Here is a 16,752-nt window from a genome sequence, read left to right on the forward strand (position 1 = left end):
GCTGCGCAGCCGAATGGGGGCAAGCCCCCTCGCCACAATAAGTGTTCAGCAAAAAAAACGCGGCGCCTGTGAGGGCTCCGCGTTTTTTATGCCTGAGGTTTAGAAGTCCAGGCTGACCCCTAAGTTGACGCCCTGCTGGGTAAAGTCATCATCCCTGCGGATGTTGTAGCTGGCACGCAGTGCCAGTTCCTTGGTGAGGTTGTGGCTCACGCCCAGGTTCAGGCGGTTCAGGTTGGTCTGCGGGGTGTAGCCGGCCAAGGTGTATTGGTTGTTCGGCAGGCTGTTGAGATTCATGGTCACGTCCTGAGCATCGTCGTTGTACTCGCGCTCGTGGGCCAGTTCGCCAAACACCTGGGTTTGCGGCGTGATCTGATACTTGCCCTGGATACCCAGACCAAGACGCCGGGAGTTGCGCGACTGGTCATCGAACGTCAGCGCGGTGGAGTCGGCGCCATTTTCCGAGTAACCGTTGACCTCTACCTTGGAGAAGTCGGCGCTCACGAACGGCGACAAATGCCACGGGCTGGTGGCTTCTGGCGCGATGTCGTAACCCAGGCGACCGCTGATACCAAGTACATAACCGTCGGTATCGCCTTTCTCCCCGCGTTCGTTGACCCCCAACTGGAATTTGCGTTTGAGGCTGTCGTAGTCCAGATGCCCGGCAGTCATGGCTACGTCACCCCACCAGCGATTCTGCTGATACTGGGCAAACGCCGTACCCATATAAGTGTTCAGCTTGTAGTCCGAGTCGTTACTGCCTGCTTCGAGTTTCTGATTGTAGAAACCGGCCGCGAGGCCAACTCGCCACGCTTCGTTGAGCCGGTAGCTGCCACCGACGTTCAGGTTGTAACCATTGCCGTCAGCACTGGCGCCGCCGCTGCGCTGGCTGTCGAAGTCTTGATGTTGTCCGCCGGCAGAGACAATCGCCCGCCATTGGCCAACGTCTTGCCAGTTCTCCCAGTCGGCCAGCCATTGGTTGCGCAATTCATCCTGATGCGCGCGCAGGGTGCCTTGGGCCATTTCCGGCAGCAGACTTGCTTCCCAAGGTGCGGACAGCAGGGAGTAGGCGTAATCGGCAATCAGGCGCTGCCCGGCTTCGGTTGGGTGAACCGAGTCGTTGTAGATCAGCTTGGTCGGGTCTGGGGTCGCACTGTTGATGCCGTATCGGGCATTCGCAGTGCAACCGTCGCCGCTGAAGCAAGTGGCGCTCAGGTTCTGGTCGGTGGCCAGGCCGAATTGCGCCGGATTGGCAAACGTCTCTTTGAGCAGGACCGGAATGTTCAGCGGGATGATGTTGGCATTGACCGTCTGCAGTTGGCTCACCAGTTCAGTGTTGAACTGGGCGCTGAGCTGGGACGTGAACGCTTGCAGTGGCGAACCGTTGAAAGCCGGGGTAAAGCCGATATCCGGCAGCAACCAGACCATGATGTAGCGGGCGCCGGCCTGTTGCAGGGTTTGCACGCTGCTGACCAGGCGATCGGCGGCGGCGCTGGCCTGGGGCAGGCTGGTCACGCGCCCCTGAAGGAAGTCATTACCACCGCCCGAGAGGTAATACAGCGCATTCGGGTCGGCGCGGAAGTTGTTCGACGGCAGATAGCCCGCGCGGGTACGTTCGCCGGTGGCGGAGGTACTCGTGATCGAATCGAGAATCTGGTCGGTTCGGTAGCCGCCCACAGCCCAGTTGTTGCCATCGGGCAGGCCTTCACCGGCGCGTACTGCCGAGGAAGAGGACGCTGTCTGGTCCGGTGTGAACCCAAGCTTGCCGCCCAGGATCTGCGTGGCGTTGAACGAGCGGACTTCGCCGCTACCGTCGGTGTAGATCGGGCCAGTGCGGTTAGTGAAGCGCTCGGTGGCCCCGGCAGGCCCGCCAGTGTCGGCAAAGGTCCCGGCATCGTTGAGGCTGTCGCCAAAGACGATGAAATTCGAGTAAGGGGTCGGTGCCGCGTTAGCCTGGGCGCAGGCCAGGGCGAGCAGGCAACTGGTGAGCGGTACAAACAACGTCTGTTTGATCATGAGCAAGTCCGTTTTATTTATTGTTGTAGAGAACGAAACGACAGTACCAAAAACTCCCGGCCTTTTGCCATCCGTCGCGACCCCTTCGATTGTTTTACAAGCCTTGGCGTGCGCCATATTGCACGCTCTGCCCAGCTAAGTTACTGTGCCAAGACGTATGAATGAGACCTCTCCCGTGTTGATCATCAGCAAACTCCTGGATCAAGTCATCAAGGCACACGCCCGCTGGCGTTGGCGCGCCTGAATTCTTTTGCCGGCCCTGCCGGACCTGTACCGCTTCGCCTTCTTTACCTGTATGAAATGCCGCTTTGCTGGCGCCACTCCAGCACCTGACAAAGCGCAGCACACTGCGGGTAATCATTCGAAGGCTGTCTTAAAAGTCAGTGAATTCAAGAGGTTCCCCACGTCATGTTGCTGATGATCGATAACTACGACTCTTTTACCTACAACGTTGTGCAGTACCTTGGTGAGCTCGGCTCCCAGGTCAAAGTCGTGCGCAACGATGAACTCACCATTGCCGAAATCGAAGCCCTCAACCCAGAGCGCATCGTCGTGTCCCCCGGTCCTTGCACCCCGACCGAGGCCGGCATTTCCATCGAAGCGATCAAACACTTCGCCGGCAAGCTGCCAATCCTCGGCGTTTGCCTCGGCCACCAATCCATCGGTCAAGCCTTTGGCGGTGATGTGGTGCGCGCCCGTCAAGTGATGCACGGTAAGACTAGCCCGGTATTCCACGAGGACAAGGGCGTATTCGAAGGTCTGAATCATCCCCTGACGGTGACGCGCTACCACTCGTTGATTGTTAAACGCGAAACTCTGCCCGATTGTCTCGAATTGACCGCCTGGACCCAGCTTGAAGACGGCTCGGTCGACGAGATCATGGGCCTGCGCCACAAGACGCTGAACATCGAGGGGGTGCAATTTCACCCTGAGTCGATCCTCACCGAGCAGGGCCACGAGCTATTCGCCAACTTTCTCAAACAAACCGGCGGCACGCGCTAAGGACTTTTCATGAATATCAAGACAGCCCTGAGCCGTATCGTCGATCACCTCGACCTCAGCACCGATGAAATGCGCGATGTGATGCGCGAAATCATGACCGGGCAATGCACGGATGCGCAGATCGGCGCGTTCATGATGGCCATGCGCATGAAGAGCGAAAGCATCGACGAGATCGTCGGCGCGGTGTCCGTCATGCGTGAGCTGGCAGACAAGGTCGAACTCAAGACCCTCGACGGCGTCGTCGATGTGGTCGGCACCGGCGGTGACGGTGCGAATATCTTCAACGTCTCGACCGCGTCTTCCTTCGTGGTCGCGGCGGCCGGTTGTACCGTTGCCAAGCACGGTAACCGTGCGGTCTCGGGCAAGAGCGGCAGCGCCGATCTGCTGGAGGCGGCCGGGATCTACCTGAACCTGACGCCGGTCCAGGTCGCGCGCTGCATCGATAACGTCGGCATCGGTTTCATGTTTGCCCAGACCCACCACAGTGCCATGAAGTATGCCGCCGGCCCGCGCAAGGATCTTGGCCTGCGTACTCTGTTCAACATGCTCGGCCCGCTTACGAATCCGGCCGGCGTGAAACATCAGGTGGTGGGGGTGTTCAACCAGGCGTTGTGCCGGCCATTGGCTGAAGTTTTGCAACGTCTGGGCAGCAAGCACGTGTTGGTCGTGCACTCCAAAGATGGCCTGGACGAATTCAGCCTCGCGGCGCCGACCTTTGTGGCGGAGCTGAAGAACGACCAGATCACCGAGTATTGGGTCGAGCCGGAAGATTTGGGCATGAAGAGCCAGAGCCTGCACGGTCTGTCGGTCGACAGCCCGGCGGCTTCGCTGGAACTGATTCGCGATGCCTTGGGCAAACGCAAGACCGAGAACGGCCAAAAAGCCGCCGAAATGATTGTGCTCAATGCTGGTGCCGCGCTGTATGCCGCAGACCATGCAACAAGTTTGAAAGAGGGCGTTGCCCTGGCGCACGACGCGCTGCACACCGGCCTTGCTCGGGAGAAACTCGAGGAGTTGGGTGCGTTTACCGCGGTATTTCGAGTGGAGAATGAGGGATGAGTGTACCGACGGTTCTGGAGAACATTCTGGCCCGCAAAGTCCAGGAAGTTGCCGAGCGTAGCGCCCGTGTCAGCCTGGTCGAGTTGGAAAACCTGGCCAAGGCCGCTGATGCACCCCGTGGTTTTGCCAAGGCGCTGATCGCCCAGGCCAAGCTCAAGCAGCCGGCGGTGATTGCTGAAATCAAGAAAGCATCGCCGAGCAAAGGCGTGATTCGCGAGAACTTCGTTCCCGCCGACATCGCCAAGAGCTACGAGAAGGGCGGCGCCACATGCCTATCGGTGCTCACCGATATCGATTTCTTCCAGGGCGCCGATGCGTATCTGCAACAGGCTCGCGCCGCGTGCAAGCTGCCGGTGATCCGCAAGGACTTCATGATCGATCCGTACCAGATCGTTGAAGCCCGTGCCTTGGGCGCGGACTGCGTGCTGTTGATCGTCTCCGCTCTGGACGACGTGAAAATGGCCGAGCTGGCGGCCGTGGCCAAAAGCGTTGGCCTCGATGTGCTGGTTGAAGTTCACGATGGCGACGAGCTGGAGCGGGCCTTGAAAACCCTCGACACGCCGCTGGTGGGCGTGAACAACCGTAACCTGCATACCTTTGAAGTCAGCCTGGAAAACACCCTCGACCTGTTGCCGCGCATTCCGCGTGATCGCCTGGTGATTACCGAGAGCGGCATTTTCAACCGGGCCGATGTCGAGCTGATGGAAATCAGCGATGTGTACGCGTTCCTGGTTGGTGAAGCCTTCATGCGCGCCGAAAGCCCTGGCACCGAACTGCAGCGTTTGTTCTTCCCTGAACGTGGTTCTGCGGTGAGCGGTTCGACTCTCGACTGAAAAAAGCATCGCGAGCAAGCTCGCTCCCACAGGAAATCTGCCAGCACTGGAGATCCACTGTGGGAGCGGACTTGCTCGCGATGGCGGCATAAGACTCACCACAGACTTAACGTCCTACGGAATTCCTTATGACCCTGATTACCTCCCTGACGACCGAAGCCGGCCTGCTCGCCGAGCAGGATCTGCTGGCCCATGTCTGCACCGGTGATTCGGAATTCGGTCTGCTGTTCTGGCAACCCAGTGACCGTGCTCTCGTCATGCCGCGGCGTTTGAATCGCCTGCCAGGATTTGAAGCTGCCTGTGAAGTATCGGCCGCTGCCGGCTGGCCCGTCCTGCTGCGCGAAACCGGCGGTGAACCGGTCCCGCAGTCGGCCTCAACCATCAACATCGCACTGGTCTATGCCCCCCCCCGAAGTGAGGGCGACCAGAGCCGAATCGAAACCGCCTATCGCCGACTCTGCGATCCGATTTGCCAGTTGCTGGATGAGCTGGGCGGCGTATCGTCGTTGGGCGAAGTCGAAGGCGCATTCTGCGATGGCCGTTTCAACGTCAACCTCGACGGTCGCAAGATGGTTGGCACCGCCCAGCGTTGGCGCCAGAGCAAGGGTGGCCAGCGTCCGGTAGGGTTGGTGCACGGGGCGTTGCTGCTGGATAACGAACGGGACTCGATGGTCGCGGCGGTCAACCGCTTCAATGAGGCGTGCGGCCTCGAGCAGCGGGTTCGCGCCGAAAGCCACATCGCCTTGCATGAAAAGTTTGCCGCGCCGAATGCACTGGAACGCCTCGACACGCTCTACCGCCAAATGCTGGCCGGGATGTTCGAGGCTTAACGCGTGCCGAAGACCACCATGGTCTTGCCTTTGACATCCACCAGGTTGCGTTCCTCAAGATCCTTGAGCACGCGGCCAACCATCTCTCGGGAACACCCGACAATCCGCCCGATTTCCTGACGGGTTACTTTGATCTGCATTCCGTCCGGGTGGGTCATGGCATCCGGCTGCTTGCACAGTTCCAGCAAGCAGCGGGCGACGCGACCGGTCACATCAAAGAAGGCCAGGTCGCCGACTTTGCGCGTGGTATTGCGCAGGCGCTGTGCGATTTGTCCGCTGAGCACGTAAAGAATGTCTGGATCTTGTTGGGATAACTCGCGGAATTTCGCGTAGCTGATTTCCGCGACTTCGCATTCGATTTTGGCGCGTACCCAGGCACTGCGTTCCTGTTCCAGGCCGGCCTGTTCGAACAACCCCAGCTCGCCGAAGAAGTCCCCGGCGTTCAGGTAGGAGATGATCATCTCGCGGCCGTCGTCGTCCTCGATCAGGATCGTGACCGAGCCCTTGATGATGAAGAACAGTGTTTCAGAACGATCGCCGGCACAGATGATATTGCTCTTGGCCGCATAACGACGGCGCTGGCAATGCATCAACAGCTTGTCGAGGTTCTTGATCTTGGGTGTGGGGGTAATAGCAACCATGGTTGTATCCCGAAAAGACTGCACGGTGTCTTGGTTTTTTTGTAGGAGCGAGTAAAGCCTGCGATTTTTTCATTCGCTTTATAGCTGGCCATGCGCCAGCGAATTGGCGCCAGCTTAACAGACACATTCCCTCAAGATTTGAGAATTTACCTACGCAGTTGGTACACGCGTCCTAGGACCGCGAAACGCTGTCATTCCAGGCCCCTGTGCTAAGCTGGCGACCCTTTTTTAGACAGTGGAGTCTTGGCGATGAAGGCACGCATCCAATGGGCTGGCGAAGCCATGTTCCTCGGTGAATCCGGCAGCGGTCATGTCGTGGTCATGGACGGTCCGCCGGAAGCCGGCGGCCGTAACCTGGGTGTACGCCCAATGGAAATGCTCCTGCTGGGCGTCGGCGGTTGCAGCAATTTCGATGTGGTCAGCATCCTCAAGAAGTCCCGCCAGGCCGTCGAGAGCTGCGAAGCGTTCCTTGAAGCCGAGCGCGCGACTGAGGATCCGAAGGTCTTCACCAAGATCCATATGCACTTTGTGGTCAAGGGCCGAGGCTTGAAAGAAGCCCAGGTTAAACGCGCCATCGAACTGTCTGCCGAGAAGTATTGCTCGGCTTCGATCATGCTCGGCGCGGCTGGCGTGGCCATTACCCACGATTACGAAATCATCGAACTCGGTTGATTCGACATTCAACTATCATAAAAGCGGTGCAGACTCTGGCGATCCATAGCTGACGTCTGCATAATGCGCCACTTTTTTCAGGGTCGTGGCCCGTCACCCGACAGGCCGCACACCCGAACAGACAACCAAAATCGCCATCGCGAAGAGGTGTTAACCGTCCTACGCAGGTGCGTTGTTCGCATTTGACGGGCATGCTTGATCACGCGGCCTGGGCCGCAATACATAGAGAGTTTTTAACGGTGAAAAGCAAACTCAAGCTCCACGGGTTCAATAACCTGACAAAGACCTTGAGCTTCAACATCTATGACATCTGCTACGCGGAAACCCCGCAAGACCAACAGGCTTACGTCGAGTACATCAATGAAGAGTACAACGCGAAGCGCCTGACGCAGATCCTCACAGAAGTTGTCGATATCATTGGTGCCAACATCCTGAACATCGCCAGTCAGGACTACGACCCACAGGGCGCCAGCGTCACGATTCTGATCTCTGAAGAGCCGGTAACCCCGACCGACAGCCAGATCGAAGAGTCCCCGGGCCCGTTGCCCGAGATTATCCTGGCCCACCTCGACAAGAGCCACATCACGGTGCACACCTACCCGGAAATCCATCCGGTGGACGGTATTGCAACCTTCCGTGTGGACATTGACGTGTCGACCTGTGGCGTCATTTCACCGCTTAAAGCGCTCAACTTCCTGATTCACCAGTTCGATTCGGACATCGTGACCGTGGATTATCGCGTGCGCGGGTTCACTCGTGACGTTGAAGGCAAAAAGCACTTCATCGACCACGAAATCAACTCGATCCAGAATTACCTCTCCGAAGACACCCGCGACAGTTACCAGATGACTGACGTGAACGTGTATCAGGAAAACCTGTTCCACACCAAAATGCTGTTGAAGAACTTCGAACTGGATAACTACCTGTTCGGCGACGCGACCAACAGTCTGTCCTCTGAGCAACGTGCCCAGGTGACTGATCGTGTGAAACACGAAATGCTGGAAATCTTTTACGCGCGCAACATGCCGAGCTAAGATTTTCGGGTACAAAAAAGGCGACTACTTAGCGGTAGTCGCCTTTTTTATTGCGGTCTGCTCGATAAACCGTGCGAAGAGGTCCTATCAGGCAACCGAGCTATCAGATCCGATAAGTACTCTTGGTCATCACCTTGGCCAAAAGACTCATCCCGAACTTCACCGGCGCCGGGAATCGAAAACCACCAGCCTCCAGCGCGCTTTCGGCGTGATGTTCTTCATCAATCCGCATTTGCTCAAGAATCGCTCGAGACTTTTCGTCTTCGGCCGGCAGTTGCTCAAGATGCTCGTTCAAGTGTTTACACACCTGATGTTCCGTAGCGGCAACAAATCCCAGACTGACCTTGTCGCTGATCAACCCGGCGACGGCGCCAATCCCGAACGACATGCCATAAAACAGTGGGTTCAGAATGCTGGTGTGACTACCCAACTGATGAATGCGTTGTTCGCACCAGACCAGGTGATCGATTTCTTCTTCGGCGGCATGTTCCATGGCGGCGCGCACTTTCGGCAGCTTGGCGGTCAGTGCCTGACCCTGATACAGCGCCTGGGCGCAGACTTCGCCGGTATGGTTGATGCGCATCAGACCGGCGACATGCCGGGTGTCTTCATCGCTCATTTGCGCTTCAGGCTGCACGATAGCCGGCGACGGACGGTACGGCTGGCCACTGAAAGGCAGCAGGGTACGCATCGCGGCATCGGCTTGCAGCAGAAGACGGTCGATTGGCGAGTAGTGACGTTGGGTAGTCATGCTGACCTCCGGGAAGAATCTCGGCGGCCAGTTTAACCGAATCGGCCGGGGAAGGTTTGCGCTGGGTCATTTGCAACCAATCCTGTAGGAGCAAGGCTTGCCCGCGAAGAACGATAACGCGGTCTGTCTGAATGAACCGCGTCGCCCTTTTCGCGGGCAAGCCTCGCTCCTACAGAGGCGAGTGGTGAATCAACCCGGCGGCCAGTGCATCTGGCGCTGACCCAGTACATGCATATGAATGTGATAGACGGTCTGCCCACCCTGTTCATTGCAGTTCATGACCACGCGGAACCCTTCTTCGCAGCCCAGTTCCAGCGCCAGGCGTTGGGCGGTGAACAGAATATGCCCGGCCAGCGCCTTGTCGTCCTCGGTCAAGTCGTTGAGGGTGCGCACCGGCTTCTTCGGGATGACCAGAAAATGCACCGGGGCCTGTGGGGCGATATCGTGGAAGGCCAGTACCTGGTCGTCCTCGTAGATGATCTTCGCCGGGATTTCCCGGTTGATGATCTTGGTGAACAGAGTATCCACAGCTGTTTTCTCCGTTGTTTGGGCTGGCCTGAGTGTACCCATGGGGTAGACCGGAGCCCAGCCATTTACCTTTAAGGGGATTCAGCGCGGGCAATAGGCCTTGTTGACCATGCCGGCGATGGTCCGGGTCAGCCATCGCGAGCCTAATCGCGGCAGGAAAGCAAACCAGCGATTAATTCGACCCGGAATAATGATGGCGCGATTCTTTTCCAGGGCTCGCACGGTGTACAGCGCGACTTCCTCGGGGCTCATGAGCAGTTTGCTTTGCGCCAGTTTTCCGGTGTCCAGTTGCGCGGTGTGGAAGAACGCGGTGCGGGTCGGGCCAGGGCAGAGCACTGAAACCTTGACTGCGCATTTCTTCAGTTCAACGCGTAAGCCTTCGGAAAAATGCAGGACATAAGCCTTGCTCGCGTAATAAGTGCTCATCCAGGGGCCGGGATGGAACGCCGCCACCGAGGCCACATTCAAAATCTGCCCGCCGCCCTGCAAGGCCATGCTGTTTCCGATGGCGTGGCACAAGCGAGTGAGCGCCAGGATGTTTACCTCGATCAAGTCTTGCTCGGTCATCCAGTCCTGGGCCAGGAAGGGGCCGCACGTGCCGATGCCGGCGCAGTTGACCAACAAGTCTATCTGGCGGTCGCCTTCTTCCAGTTCCAGTAGAAACCCGGACAGCCTTAACGGCTCACCCAGATCACAGGCACGGAATAACACCTCAACGCCAAAACGTTGGGTCAGTTCAATCGCAATGCTTTCCAGCTGATCACGCTGTCGGGCCACCAGAATCAGGCTGCGGCCACGGCGGGCCAGCGCTTCGGCCATCGCCAGGCCGATGCCGCTGGATGCGCCGGTGATCAGAGCGTAACGGGTCATGCAGTTCTCCATCGCAACAGCTCCGCGCCGGCGACGCAGGTGTCACGGGCGGGGAGCGCTGTTCATTCTTTCGCAGAGTCTACAGGGGCCGGGGCTTCTTCGGCTTCATCGTCTGCGGATTTGGGTGCTTGCTCGGCCTCGGTGGCCGGTTCCGCGTCAACTTCGTCGGTGGTCACCGAGCCACTGTCATAGCTGGTTTCGGCAGCGCTTTCGTACTCTTGCTGGATGGCAGTAATGCCCCCGGCCAGTGCGCCGATGAAGACGATCGCGATAACCGCTACCCAGAGCGACGCCAGCACCTTGACCGCCGAGCTGTTTGGCGGAGGTGGCGCGCCGTATTGGTTGGCTATTTTGGTTCCCGGCACAGCCATGATCACGAACGGGAAGAAGCTGCCCAGGAACGGAACAAGGTTCAACAGCCAGAGCCAGCCGGACCAGCCGATGTCGTGCAGGCGCTGGACACTGAACTGGATGCTGACGACCCCGATGACAATGCACAGGATGACCGCTGCCAGACCACCAATAATCAAGCCTGCGGTCGAATCGGCACTGATGATCGCGATGGCCAGTATGGCCGCAACCGAACCTACGGCCAGCATGACCAGCGTCAGGGCCATCGTCCAGGCGAGATAGCGCAAGCGGCCGATGCGGCCTTCGACGCTGAACGGCTTGAGCGTGGCAAACGCCGGCAGACTTTCGCCGACAGCGGCTCGGGGCGGTGCGTAAGGGGAGGCTGGATCGGCGAATACAGATTGGCTGCTGGCAGGAGCATGTTCGTGAGCATCGGCCAGATTCAGTTCTATGGACGATTCGCTTTCGATCCGGGCATCGATGCCGGTTTTAGTCAGCGCCTGAAGGTAGGTTTGCGCGTCAATTTGCGACAAGCCTTGTTTAAGCGTGACCGTTTTGCCGGTGAACAGCCGTTCGACGGCAGCCACTTCACTTTTATATAGCTCGGCGAGATTGAGCTTGGCGGTGGTGACATCAACACCAGGCAGCAGAGCGCCGTCGAAAACGATCTTGAAACGGTTGTCGCTCATTGCGAGGCATCCTTGTCGCGAGGATTTGAGTTAGTAAATATTGCAGGTATCGAGTGTAAAGCCAGCCGGGTGGGGCTGGCTAAATTTTCAGCTCAGCGCGGCCAGCGTTTCGGCAGCTGTGCCGCCAGTTCCAGCGCCTTGCGGTATTCCGCATCCAGCCGTGCGACCAATTCATCGACACTCGGCAAGTCATCGATTTCCCCAACGCCCTGACCGGCAGACCACACGGTTTTCCAGGCTTTGGCTTCATCACTTATAGGCTTGAGCTTGGAGCCGAAGTTTACTTCTCCCTTGCCTTGCAGGGCTGCCGTGTCGAAACCGGCAGCTTCAAGGCTCTGGCGCATGAAGCTTGCCGGAACCCCCGACACCGCTGGAGTATGGACGATGTCCGCCGCTCTGGATGTCAGCAACATCTGCTTGTAGGCGTCAGGTGCATGACTTTCAGTGGTGCCGATAAATCGCGTACCGAAGTAGGCTAAATCCGCACCGAGCAATTGCGCGGCGAGAATCTCGTGACCGTGGTTCAGGCAACCCGCCAACAGCAGGGTCTTGTCGAAGAACTGACGGATCTCGGCGATTAACGAAAACGGGCTCCAGGTCCCGGCGTGGCCACCCGCGCCGGCGGCCACGGCGATCAAACCATCGACGCCGGCCTCAGCGGCTTTTTCTGCGTGGCGACGAGTCGTCACGTCGTGAAATACCAGGCCGCCATAGCTGTGGACCGCGTCCACCAGCTCTTTCACGGCGCCGAGGCTGGTGATCACGATCGGCACTTTGTGCTCGATGCAGATCTCCAGATCCGCTTGCAGCCGTGGATTGCTGTTGTGGACGATCAGGTTCACCGCGTAAGGCGCCGGGTTCTCCAGTGTCGCCAAGCCTGCTTCGATCTCTTCCAGCCAGGCCTTGAAGCCGCTGCTCTCGCGTTGGTTCAGAGCCGGGAAGCTGCCCACTACGCCGTTTCGGCAGCAGGCCAGCACCAACTGGGGATTGGAAATCAGAAACATCGGCGCTGCCACCACGGGCAGACGCAAACGTTGTTCGAGCAGAGCGGGCAGCGACATTGGAAGTACCCCGGTAAATGGTGACTTATTGGATTTAGAACGGCCGAACGACGACCAGAATTACGATAGCCAGCAATATCAGAACCGGCACTTCATTGAACCAGCGATAAAAGACATGGCTGCGGGTGTTTTCGCCACGGGCAAAACGTTTTACCTGTGCGCCACACATGTGGTGGTAGCCGATCAGGATCACCACCAGCGTCAACTTGGCGTGAATCCACGCGCCTTGGCTGAATATGCTTGGGTTTAGGGCGATCAGCGCGATGCCGAAGACCAGGGTGGCGATCATCGCCGGGCCCATGATGCCGCGGTACAGCTTGCGCTCCATGACGCTGAAGCGTTCCTTGCTGACGGTGTCTTCGCTTTGCGCGTGATAGACGAACAGTCGCGGCAGGTAGAACAGGCCGGCAAACCAGCAGACCATGCTGACGATGTGAAGCGCTTTGAGCCACAGATAAAGCATTTTTAGTTATTCCCAGGTTCACGGTAGCCCGAATAGTAGAGGCTTGTGCCGCCGCACGTCACCTTGACGGTTGTCGCAGGGCCGCGCGGCCCCTATTATCGACGGCTTTCCAGTGGGTTCGTTGAGGGCAGGTTTATGGTCAAGGTCGGTATCGTCGGCGGCACGGGTTACACCGGTGTCGAACTGCTGCGTTTGTTGGCACAGCATCCGCAGGCTGAAGTGGTTGTCATCACTTCCCGATCCGAGGCCGGTCTGGCCGTGGCTGATATGTATCCGAACCTGCGAGGCCACTACGACGGCCTGGCGTTCAGCGTTCCGGACATCAAGACCCTGGGCGCCTGCGACGTGGTGTTCTTTGCTACGCCCCACGGGGTTGCCCATGCTTTGGCCGGTGAACTGCTGGCGGCCGGGACCAAGGTCATCGACCTGTCGGCGGACTTCCGTCTGCAAGACGCTGATGAGTGGGCCAAATGGTATGGCCAGCCGCACGGTGCGCCAGAGTTGCTGGAAGAAGCGGTTTACGGTCTGCCGGAAGTCAATCGCGAGCAGATCAAGCAAGCGCGCCTGATCGCTGTGCCGGGTTGCTACCCAACCGCCACGCAACTGGGTTTCCTGCCGTTGCTCGAAGCAGGTCTGGCGGATACTTCCCGTCTGATCGCTGACTGCAAATCCGGTGTCAGCGGTGCCGGTCGTGGCGCGGCGGTAGGTTCGCTGTACTCCGAGACGTCGGAAAGCATGAAGGCTTATGCCGTCAAAGGTCACCGTCACCTGCCGGAAATTCGCCAGGGCCTGCGTCGCGCATCGGGCAAGGACGTTGGTCTGACCTTCGTTCCGCACCTGATCCCGATGATTCGCGGCATTCACTCGACGCTGTACGCGAACGTCGTGGATCGTTCGGTGGATCTGCAGGCGCTGTTTGAAAAGCGTTACGCCAACGAACCGTTCGTCGATGTGATGCCGGCTGGCAGCCACCCGGAAACCCGTAGCGTGCGCGGTGCCAACGTTTGCCGTATCGCCGTGCATCGTCCACAGGACGGTGACCTGGTGGTGGTGTTGTCGGTGATCGATAACCTGGTCAAGGGGGCGTCGGGCCAGGCTGTGCAGAACCTGAACATTCTGTTCGGGCTGGATGAACGCTTGGGACTGTCCCACGCGGGCATGCTGCCGTAGGGCCTTATCCCGCCCAGCAAAAAGGCCCGTTAAGCGGGCCTTTTTGCATTTCGGACTGGCGATCGGGTTTATTGATATACCGTAACAATAGTTGACCAATTTTCTAGGAGAAGCGGATAATGCCCGTCATCACGCATTATGGCGGCGTAACGCCGGGAGATAGTCAGCATGAGCGTCGAATCCTTCACCCCCACGGCTTTGCAATTCACCCACGGTGCCGCGCACAAGGTGAAGAGCCTGGTCGATGAAGAGGGGAATGATCGCTTGAAGCTGCGCGTATTCGTTACGGGCGGTGGTTGTTCAGGTTTTCAGTACGGCTTCACCTTCGATGAAGAAGTGGCCGATGACGACACCATCGTTGAGCGCGAAGGTGTGAGTCTGGTCGTCGATCCGATGAGCTTCCAATACTTGGCAGGTGCCGAGGTGGATTATCAGGAAGGTCTGGAAGGTTCGCGTTTCGTGATCAAGAATCCGAACGCCAGCACGACCTGTGGCTGCGGTTCTTCGTTCTCGATCTGATCGCGCTTCACCGTATTACAAAGCGCCGCAGGGCTTCACAGTCCTGCGGCGTTTTGCTGTCTGGTCTTTAAGCTGGGTAGATGGCGCCGAGTATGCGCAACCCGCGGGCACCGGTGACGCTTGGGCGGTTGGCGGCGATGCCTTCAAGGCAGCAATGGGCCATCCAGGCAAAGGCCATGGCTTCAACCCAGTCCGGGTCGACACCGTAAGCGGCGGTGCTGCTGACTTTGGCGCTCGGTAGCAGACTCGCCAAGCGGGCCATCAGCGTGGCGTTGTGCGCGCCGCCTCCGCAGATCAGCAGTTCCTGGGTGTCCGTTTGAGCACTTTGCAGCGACTCGGTGATGGTCAAAGCTGTCAGTTCGAGCAGGGTCGCCTGCACATCTTCGGCAGCGAAGGTGGGCAAGTGCGACAGGTGCTGCGTCAGCCAAGGCAGGTTAAACACTTCGCGGCCGGTGCTCTTGGGGCCCTTGGTCACGAAGAATGGATCGCTGAGTAGCTCGTTCAGCAGAGTCGGCTCAACCTTGCCGCTGGCCGCCCATTGGCCGTCGCGATCGAAATTATCGCCCCGTTGTTGGTGAATCCAGGCGTCCAGCAGGACATTCCCCGGGCCGCAATCGAAACCGGCGACAGGTTTGCCAGGTTCAATCAGGCTGAGGTTGCTGAAGCCACCGACGTTCAGTACTGCACGGTTGCCTGGTTGAGTCTCAAACAAGGCTTCGTGGAAGGCGGGAACCAGTGGCGCGCCCTGGCCGCCGGCGGCAACGTCGCGGCTGCGGAAATCGCTGACCACGGTGATGCCGGTCAGCTCGGTCAGCAGCGCCGGGTTGCCGATTTGTACGGTAAACCCGCGTGCAGGCTCGTGGCGAATGGTCTGGCCGTGGCTGCCAATCGCCCGAATGTCGTGGGGTTTGAGTTGCTGCTGATCAAGGAGCGTGTGGATACCCTGTGCGGCCAGTTTCACCCAGTTCTGCTGGGCGATGGCGGAGCGGGCAATCTCGTCCGGACCGCTGGCGCACAAGCCAAGCAGCTCGGCGCGCAGGGATTCAGGCATGGGAATGTAGTGCGTGGCGATCAGCTTGATCGCCGGGGCTTGCTCGATCAGCGCAATGTCCAGGCCATCGAGGCTGGTCCCGGACATCACACCTATATAGAGCGCCATGGCTTAGCGCTTGCTCGAGGCCAGCAAGGTGGCCTTCTCTTGTTCCATCCGCGCCATCAACGGCTGACTTTGTGCCAGGAAACGTGCGCGCTCGGCTTTGGCAATCGGATCAGCCATTGGTAGCTTCTGGCCCAGTGGGTCGACATGCACGCCGTTGACCTGAAACTCATAGTGCAAGTGCGGGCCAGTGGACAGGCCAGTGGTGCCAATGTAACCAATCACCTGGCCTTGCTTGACGTTGCCGCCAGTTTGCACACCTTTGGCGAAGCCCTGCATGTGGCCGTACAGCGTACGGTAGGTGTTGCCGTGCTGGATGATGATCGTGTTGCCGTAGCCGCCACGACGACCGGCCAAAAGCACTTTGCCGTCACCGGTCGCTTTGATCGGTGTACCGCGTGGTGCGGCGTAATCAACGCCTTTGTGGGCGCGGATCTTGTTCAGAATCGGGTGTTTGCGGCCCATGGAGAATTTCGAGCTGATGCGGGCGAAATCTACCGGGGTGCGGATGAATGCCTTGCGCATGCTGTTGCCATCAGCTGTGTAATAGCTGCTGTTGCCTTGTTTGTTGGTGTAACGCACGGCGGTGTAGGTCTTGCCCCGGTTGGTGAAGCGTGCGGAGAGGATCGGACCATTGCCGACAGCCTTGCCGTTGACCACTTTCTGCTCATAGATCACGTCGAACTCGTCACCCTGGCGAATATCCTGGGCGAAGTCGACGTCGTAGCCAAACACGCTGGCCATGTCCATGGTCTGGCTGTGGGACAGACCGGCGCGAGCGGCGGACTGCGACAGAGAACTGTTGATCACGCCATGAACATAGGCGGAGCGCACGGTCGGTTTGGCGGTAATGCGGTTGAACACATAACCCTTGTCATTCTTGGTCAGGGTGATGCTTTCGAGGTCGCTGACTTTGCTGTGCAGGTTAGTCAGCTGGCCATCGGGACCCAGTTCGAATTCAAGTTTCTGGCCATGCTTTAGTTGGCTGAATTGCTTGGCCTGCTTGTCACTGGCCAGCACGTCATGCACTGAAGCGGCTGGAAGGCCGACCTTTGCAAACAGAGTCGAAAGGGTGTCACCTTTGCCAACAATCACTTCTTTGTGGCTGGG

18 protein-coding genes (1 of these 18 running past the window's edge) are annotated in these 16,752 nt (G+C 58.6%); 8 read left to right on the forward strand and 10 right to left on the reverse strand.

The features are described from left to right. Positions 1-99: 99 nt before the first annotated feature. Complete coding sequence (gene estP, locus AC1MEW_RS06245) at positions 100-2,013, reverse strand: esterase EstP (protein WP_201256349.1); 1,914 nt, start codon at positions 2,011-2,013, stop codon at positions 100-102. A 408-nt stretch (positions 2,014-2,421) separates the two neighbouring features. Here estP and AC1MEW_RS06250 point away from each other — a divergent pair, with 408 nt between their 5' ends. The 4 genes from AC1MEW_RS06250 to AC1MEW_RS06265 all read left to right on the forward strand — a co-directional run bounded on the left by AC1MEW_RS06250 (position 2,422) and on the right by AC1MEW_RS06265 (position 5,737). Beyond that, on the forward strand, positions 2,422-3,015 hold the full coding sequence (locus tag AC1MEW_RS06250) for an aminodeoxychorismate/anthranilate synthase component II (RefSeq protein ID WP_157713839.1): 594 nt from the start codon (positions 2,422-2,424) through the stop codon (positions 3,013-3,015). Between the two features lie 9 nt (positions 3,016-3,024). Beyond that, complete coding sequence (gene trpD, locus AC1MEW_RS06255; RefSeq protein ID WP_201198242.1) at positions 3,025-4,074, forward strand: anthranilate phosphoribosyltransferase; 1,050 nt, start codon at positions 3,025-3,027, stop codon at positions 4,072-4,074. Beyond that, positions 4,071-4,907: an indole-3-glycerol phosphate synthase TrpC gene (trpC, locus tag AC1MEW_RS06260; protein WP_480425715.1), complete on the forward strand. Its 837-nt coding sequence runs from the start codon at positions 4,071-4,073 to the stop codon at positions 4,905-4,907. Before trpD ends, trpC begins: the two co-directional genes overlap by 4 nt. Before the next feature lie 128 nt (positions 4,908-5,035). Continuing rightward, the gene (locus AC1MEW_RS06265; protein ID WP_480425717.1) at positions 5,036-5,737 is read left to right on the forward strand and encodes a lipoate--protein ligase family protein; all 702 of its coding nucleotides are present in this window, start codon (positions 5,036-5,038) and stop codon (positions 5,735-5,737) included. On the opposite strand, the gene crp is transcribed toward AC1MEW_RS06265, so the two are convergent. Continuing rightward, positions 5,734-6,378, reverse strand: a complete 645-nt coding sequence (crp, locus tag AC1MEW_RS06270; protein ID WP_201198239.1) for a cAMP-activated global transcriptional regulator CRP — start codon at positions 6,376-6,378, stop codon at positions 5,734-5,736. The two genes, AC1MEW_RS06265 and crp, sit on opposite strands and share 4 nt — an antisense overlap. A 249-nt stretch (positions 6,379-6,627) precedes the next feature. On the opposite strand from crp, the gene AC1MEW_RS06275 reads away from it, so the two are divergent. Continuing rightward, on the forward strand, positions 6,628-7,050 hold the full coding sequence (locus tag AC1MEW_RS06275; RefSeq protein WP_003176451.1) for an OsmC family protein: 423 nt from the start codon (positions 6,628-6,630) through the stop codon (positions 7,048-7,050). 239 nt (positions 7,051-7,289) lie between these two features. Continuing rightward, entirely contained in the window at positions 7,290-8,084 is a 795-nt protein-coding gene (speD, locus tag AC1MEW_RS06280; protein ID WP_201189656.1) for an adenosylmethionine decarboxylase, read from the forward strand. Between the two features lie 103 nt (positions 8,085-8,187). Here speD and coq7 read toward each other — a convergent pair whose 3' ends face one another. The 6 genes from coq7 to hemJ all read right to left on the reverse strand — a co-directional run bounded on the left by coq7 (position 8,188) and on the right by hemJ (position 12,797). Then, on the reverse strand, positions 8,188-8,835 hold the full coding sequence (gene coq7, locus AC1MEW_RS06285; RefSeq protein WP_201198238.1) for a 2-polyprenyl-3-methyl-6-methoxy-1,4-benzoquinone monooxygenase: 648 nt from the start codon (positions 8,833-8,835) through the stop codon (positions 8,188-8,190). A gap of 189 nt (positions 8,836-9,024) precedes the next feature. Further along, the gene (locus tag AC1MEW_RS06290) at positions 9,025-9,363 is read right to left on the reverse strand and encodes a histidine triad nucleotide-binding protein (RefSeq protein WP_166591544.1); all 339 of its coding nucleotides are present in this window, start codon (positions 9,361-9,363) and stop codon (positions 9,025-9,027) included. Between the two features lie 81 nt (positions 9,364-9,444). Beyond that, complete coding sequence (locus AC1MEW_RS06295) at positions 9,445-10,233, reverse strand: SDR family NAD(P)-dependent oxidoreductase (protein WP_201198236.1); 789 nt, start codon at positions 10,231-10,233, stop codon at positions 9,445-9,447. Positions 10,234-10,295: 62 nt separating this feature from the next. Beyond that, positions 10,296-11,273, reverse strand: a complete 978-nt coding sequence (locus tag AC1MEW_RS06300) for a DUF805 domain-containing protein (RefSeq protein ID WP_480425720.1) — start codon at positions 11,271-11,273, stop codon at positions 10,296-10,298. Positions 11,274-11,365: 92 nt separating this feature from the next. Then, positions 11,366-12,334, reverse strand: a complete 969-nt coding sequence (locus AC1MEW_RS06305; protein ID WP_201198234.1) for an NAD(P)H-dependent flavin oxidoreductase — start codon at positions 12,332-12,334, stop codon at positions 11,366-11,368. A gap of 34 nt (positions 12,335-12,368) precedes the next feature. Beyond that, positions 12,369-12,797 carry a protoporphyrinogen oxidase HemJ gene (gene hemJ, locus AC1MEW_RS06310; protein ID WP_201189646.1) on the reverse strand — a complete coding sequence of 143 codons (429 nt, stop codon included), beginning with the start codon at positions 12,795-12,797 and terminating at the stop codon, positions 12,369-12,371. Between the two features lie 135 nt (positions 12,798-12,932). On the opposite strand from hemJ, the gene argC reads away from it, so the two are divergent. After that, on the forward strand, positions 12,933-13,967 hold the full coding sequence (argC, locus tag AC1MEW_RS06315; RefSeq protein ID WP_201189644.1) for an N-acetyl-gamma-glutamyl-phosphate reductase: 1,035 nt from the start codon (positions 12,933-12,935) through the stop codon (positions 13,965-13,967). Positions 13,968-14,135: 168 nt separating this feature from the next. Further along, the gene (gene erpA, locus AC1MEW_RS06320) at positions 14,136-14,486 is read left to right on the forward strand and encodes an iron-sulfur cluster insertion protein ErpA (protein ID WP_007947969.1); all 351 of its coding nucleotides are present in this window, start codon (positions 14,136-14,138) and stop codon (positions 14,484-14,486) included. 67 nt (positions 14,487-14,553) lie between these two features. Here the strand turns inward: erpA and AC1MEW_RS06325 are convergent, their stop codons facing one another. Both AC1MEW_RS06325 and AC1MEW_RS06330 read right to left on the reverse strand, forming a co-directional pair. Further along, complete coding sequence (locus tag AC1MEW_RS06325; protein WP_480425723.1) at positions 14,554-15,645, reverse strand: anhydro-N-acetylmuramic acid kinase; 1,092 nt, start codon at positions 15,643-15,645, stop codon at positions 14,554-14,556. A 3-nt stretch (positions 15,646-15,648) separates the two neighbouring features. Then, positions 15,649-16,752 carry the 3' portion of a peptidoglycan DD-metalloendopeptidase family protein gene (locus tag AC1MEW_RS06330; protein ID WP_201198232.1) on the reverse strand. 315 nt of this gene lie beyond the right edge of the window, so only the last 1,104 of its 1,419 coding nucleotides appear in the window; its start codon lies beyond the right edge, outside the window; it ends in the stop codon at positions 15,649-15,651.

The sequence above is a fragment of the Pseudomonas sp. ASL4 genome, assembly GCF_056680395.1.

Coding starts and splice junctions, on each gene's coding strand:
- coq7 (WP_201198238.1), bottom strand. CDS start 8,835: ATGACTACCCAACGTCACTACTCGCCAATCGACCGTCTTCTGCTGCAA.
- AC1MEW_RS06305 (WP_201198234.1), bottom strand. CDS start 12,334: ATGTCGCTGCCCGCTCTGCTCGAACAACGTTTGCGTCTGCCCGTGGTG.
- hemJ (WP_201189646.1), bottom strand. CDS start 12,797: ATGCTTTATCTGTGGCTCAAAGCGCTTCACATCGTCAGCATGGTCTGC.
- argC (WP_201189644.1), top strand. CDS start 12,933: ATGGTCAAGGTCGGTATCGTCGGCGGCACGGGTTACACCGGTGTCGAA.
- trpC (WP_480425715.1), top strand. CDS start 4,071: ATGAGTGTACCGACGGTTCTGGAGAACATTCTGGCCCGCAAAGTCCAG.
- crp (WP_201198239.1), bottom strand. CDS start 6,378: ATGGTTGCTATTACCCCCACACCCAAGATCAAGAACCTCGACAAGCTG.
- AC1MEW_RS06300 (WP_480425720.1), bottom strand. CDS start 11,273: ATGAGCGACAACCGTTTCAAGATCGTTTTCGACGGCGCTCTGCTGCCT.
- AC1MEW_RS06275 (WP_003176451.1), top strand. CDS start 6,628: ATGAAGGCACGCATCCAATGGGCTGGCGAAGCCATGTTCCTCGGTGAA.
- AC1MEW_RS06325 (WP_480425723.1), bottom strand. CDS start 15,645: ATGGCGCTCTATATAGGTGTGATGTCCGGGACCAGCCTCGATGGCCTG.
- erpA (WP_007947969.1), top strand. CDS start 14,136: ATGAGCGTCGAATCCTTCACCCCCACGGCTTTGCAATTCACCCACGGT.
- AC1MEW_RS06295 (WP_201198236.1), bottom strand. CDS start 10,233: ATGACCCGTTACGCTCTGATCACCGGCGCATCCAGCGGCATCGGCCTG.
- trpD (WP_201198242.1), top strand. CDS start 3,025: ATGAATATCAAGACAGCCCTGAGCCGTATCGTCGATCACCTCGACCTC.
- AC1MEW_RS06250 (WP_157713839.1), top strand. CDS start 2,422: ATGTTGCTGATGATCGATAACTACGACTCTTTTACCTACAACGTTGTG.
- estP (WP_201256349.1), bottom strand. CDS start 2,013: ATGATCAAACAGACGTTGTTTGTACCGCTCACCAGTTGCCTGCTCGCC.
- AC1MEW_RS06265 (WP_480425717.1), top strand. CDS start 5,036: ATGACCCTGATTACCTCCCTGACGACCGAAGCCGGCCTGCTCGCCGAG.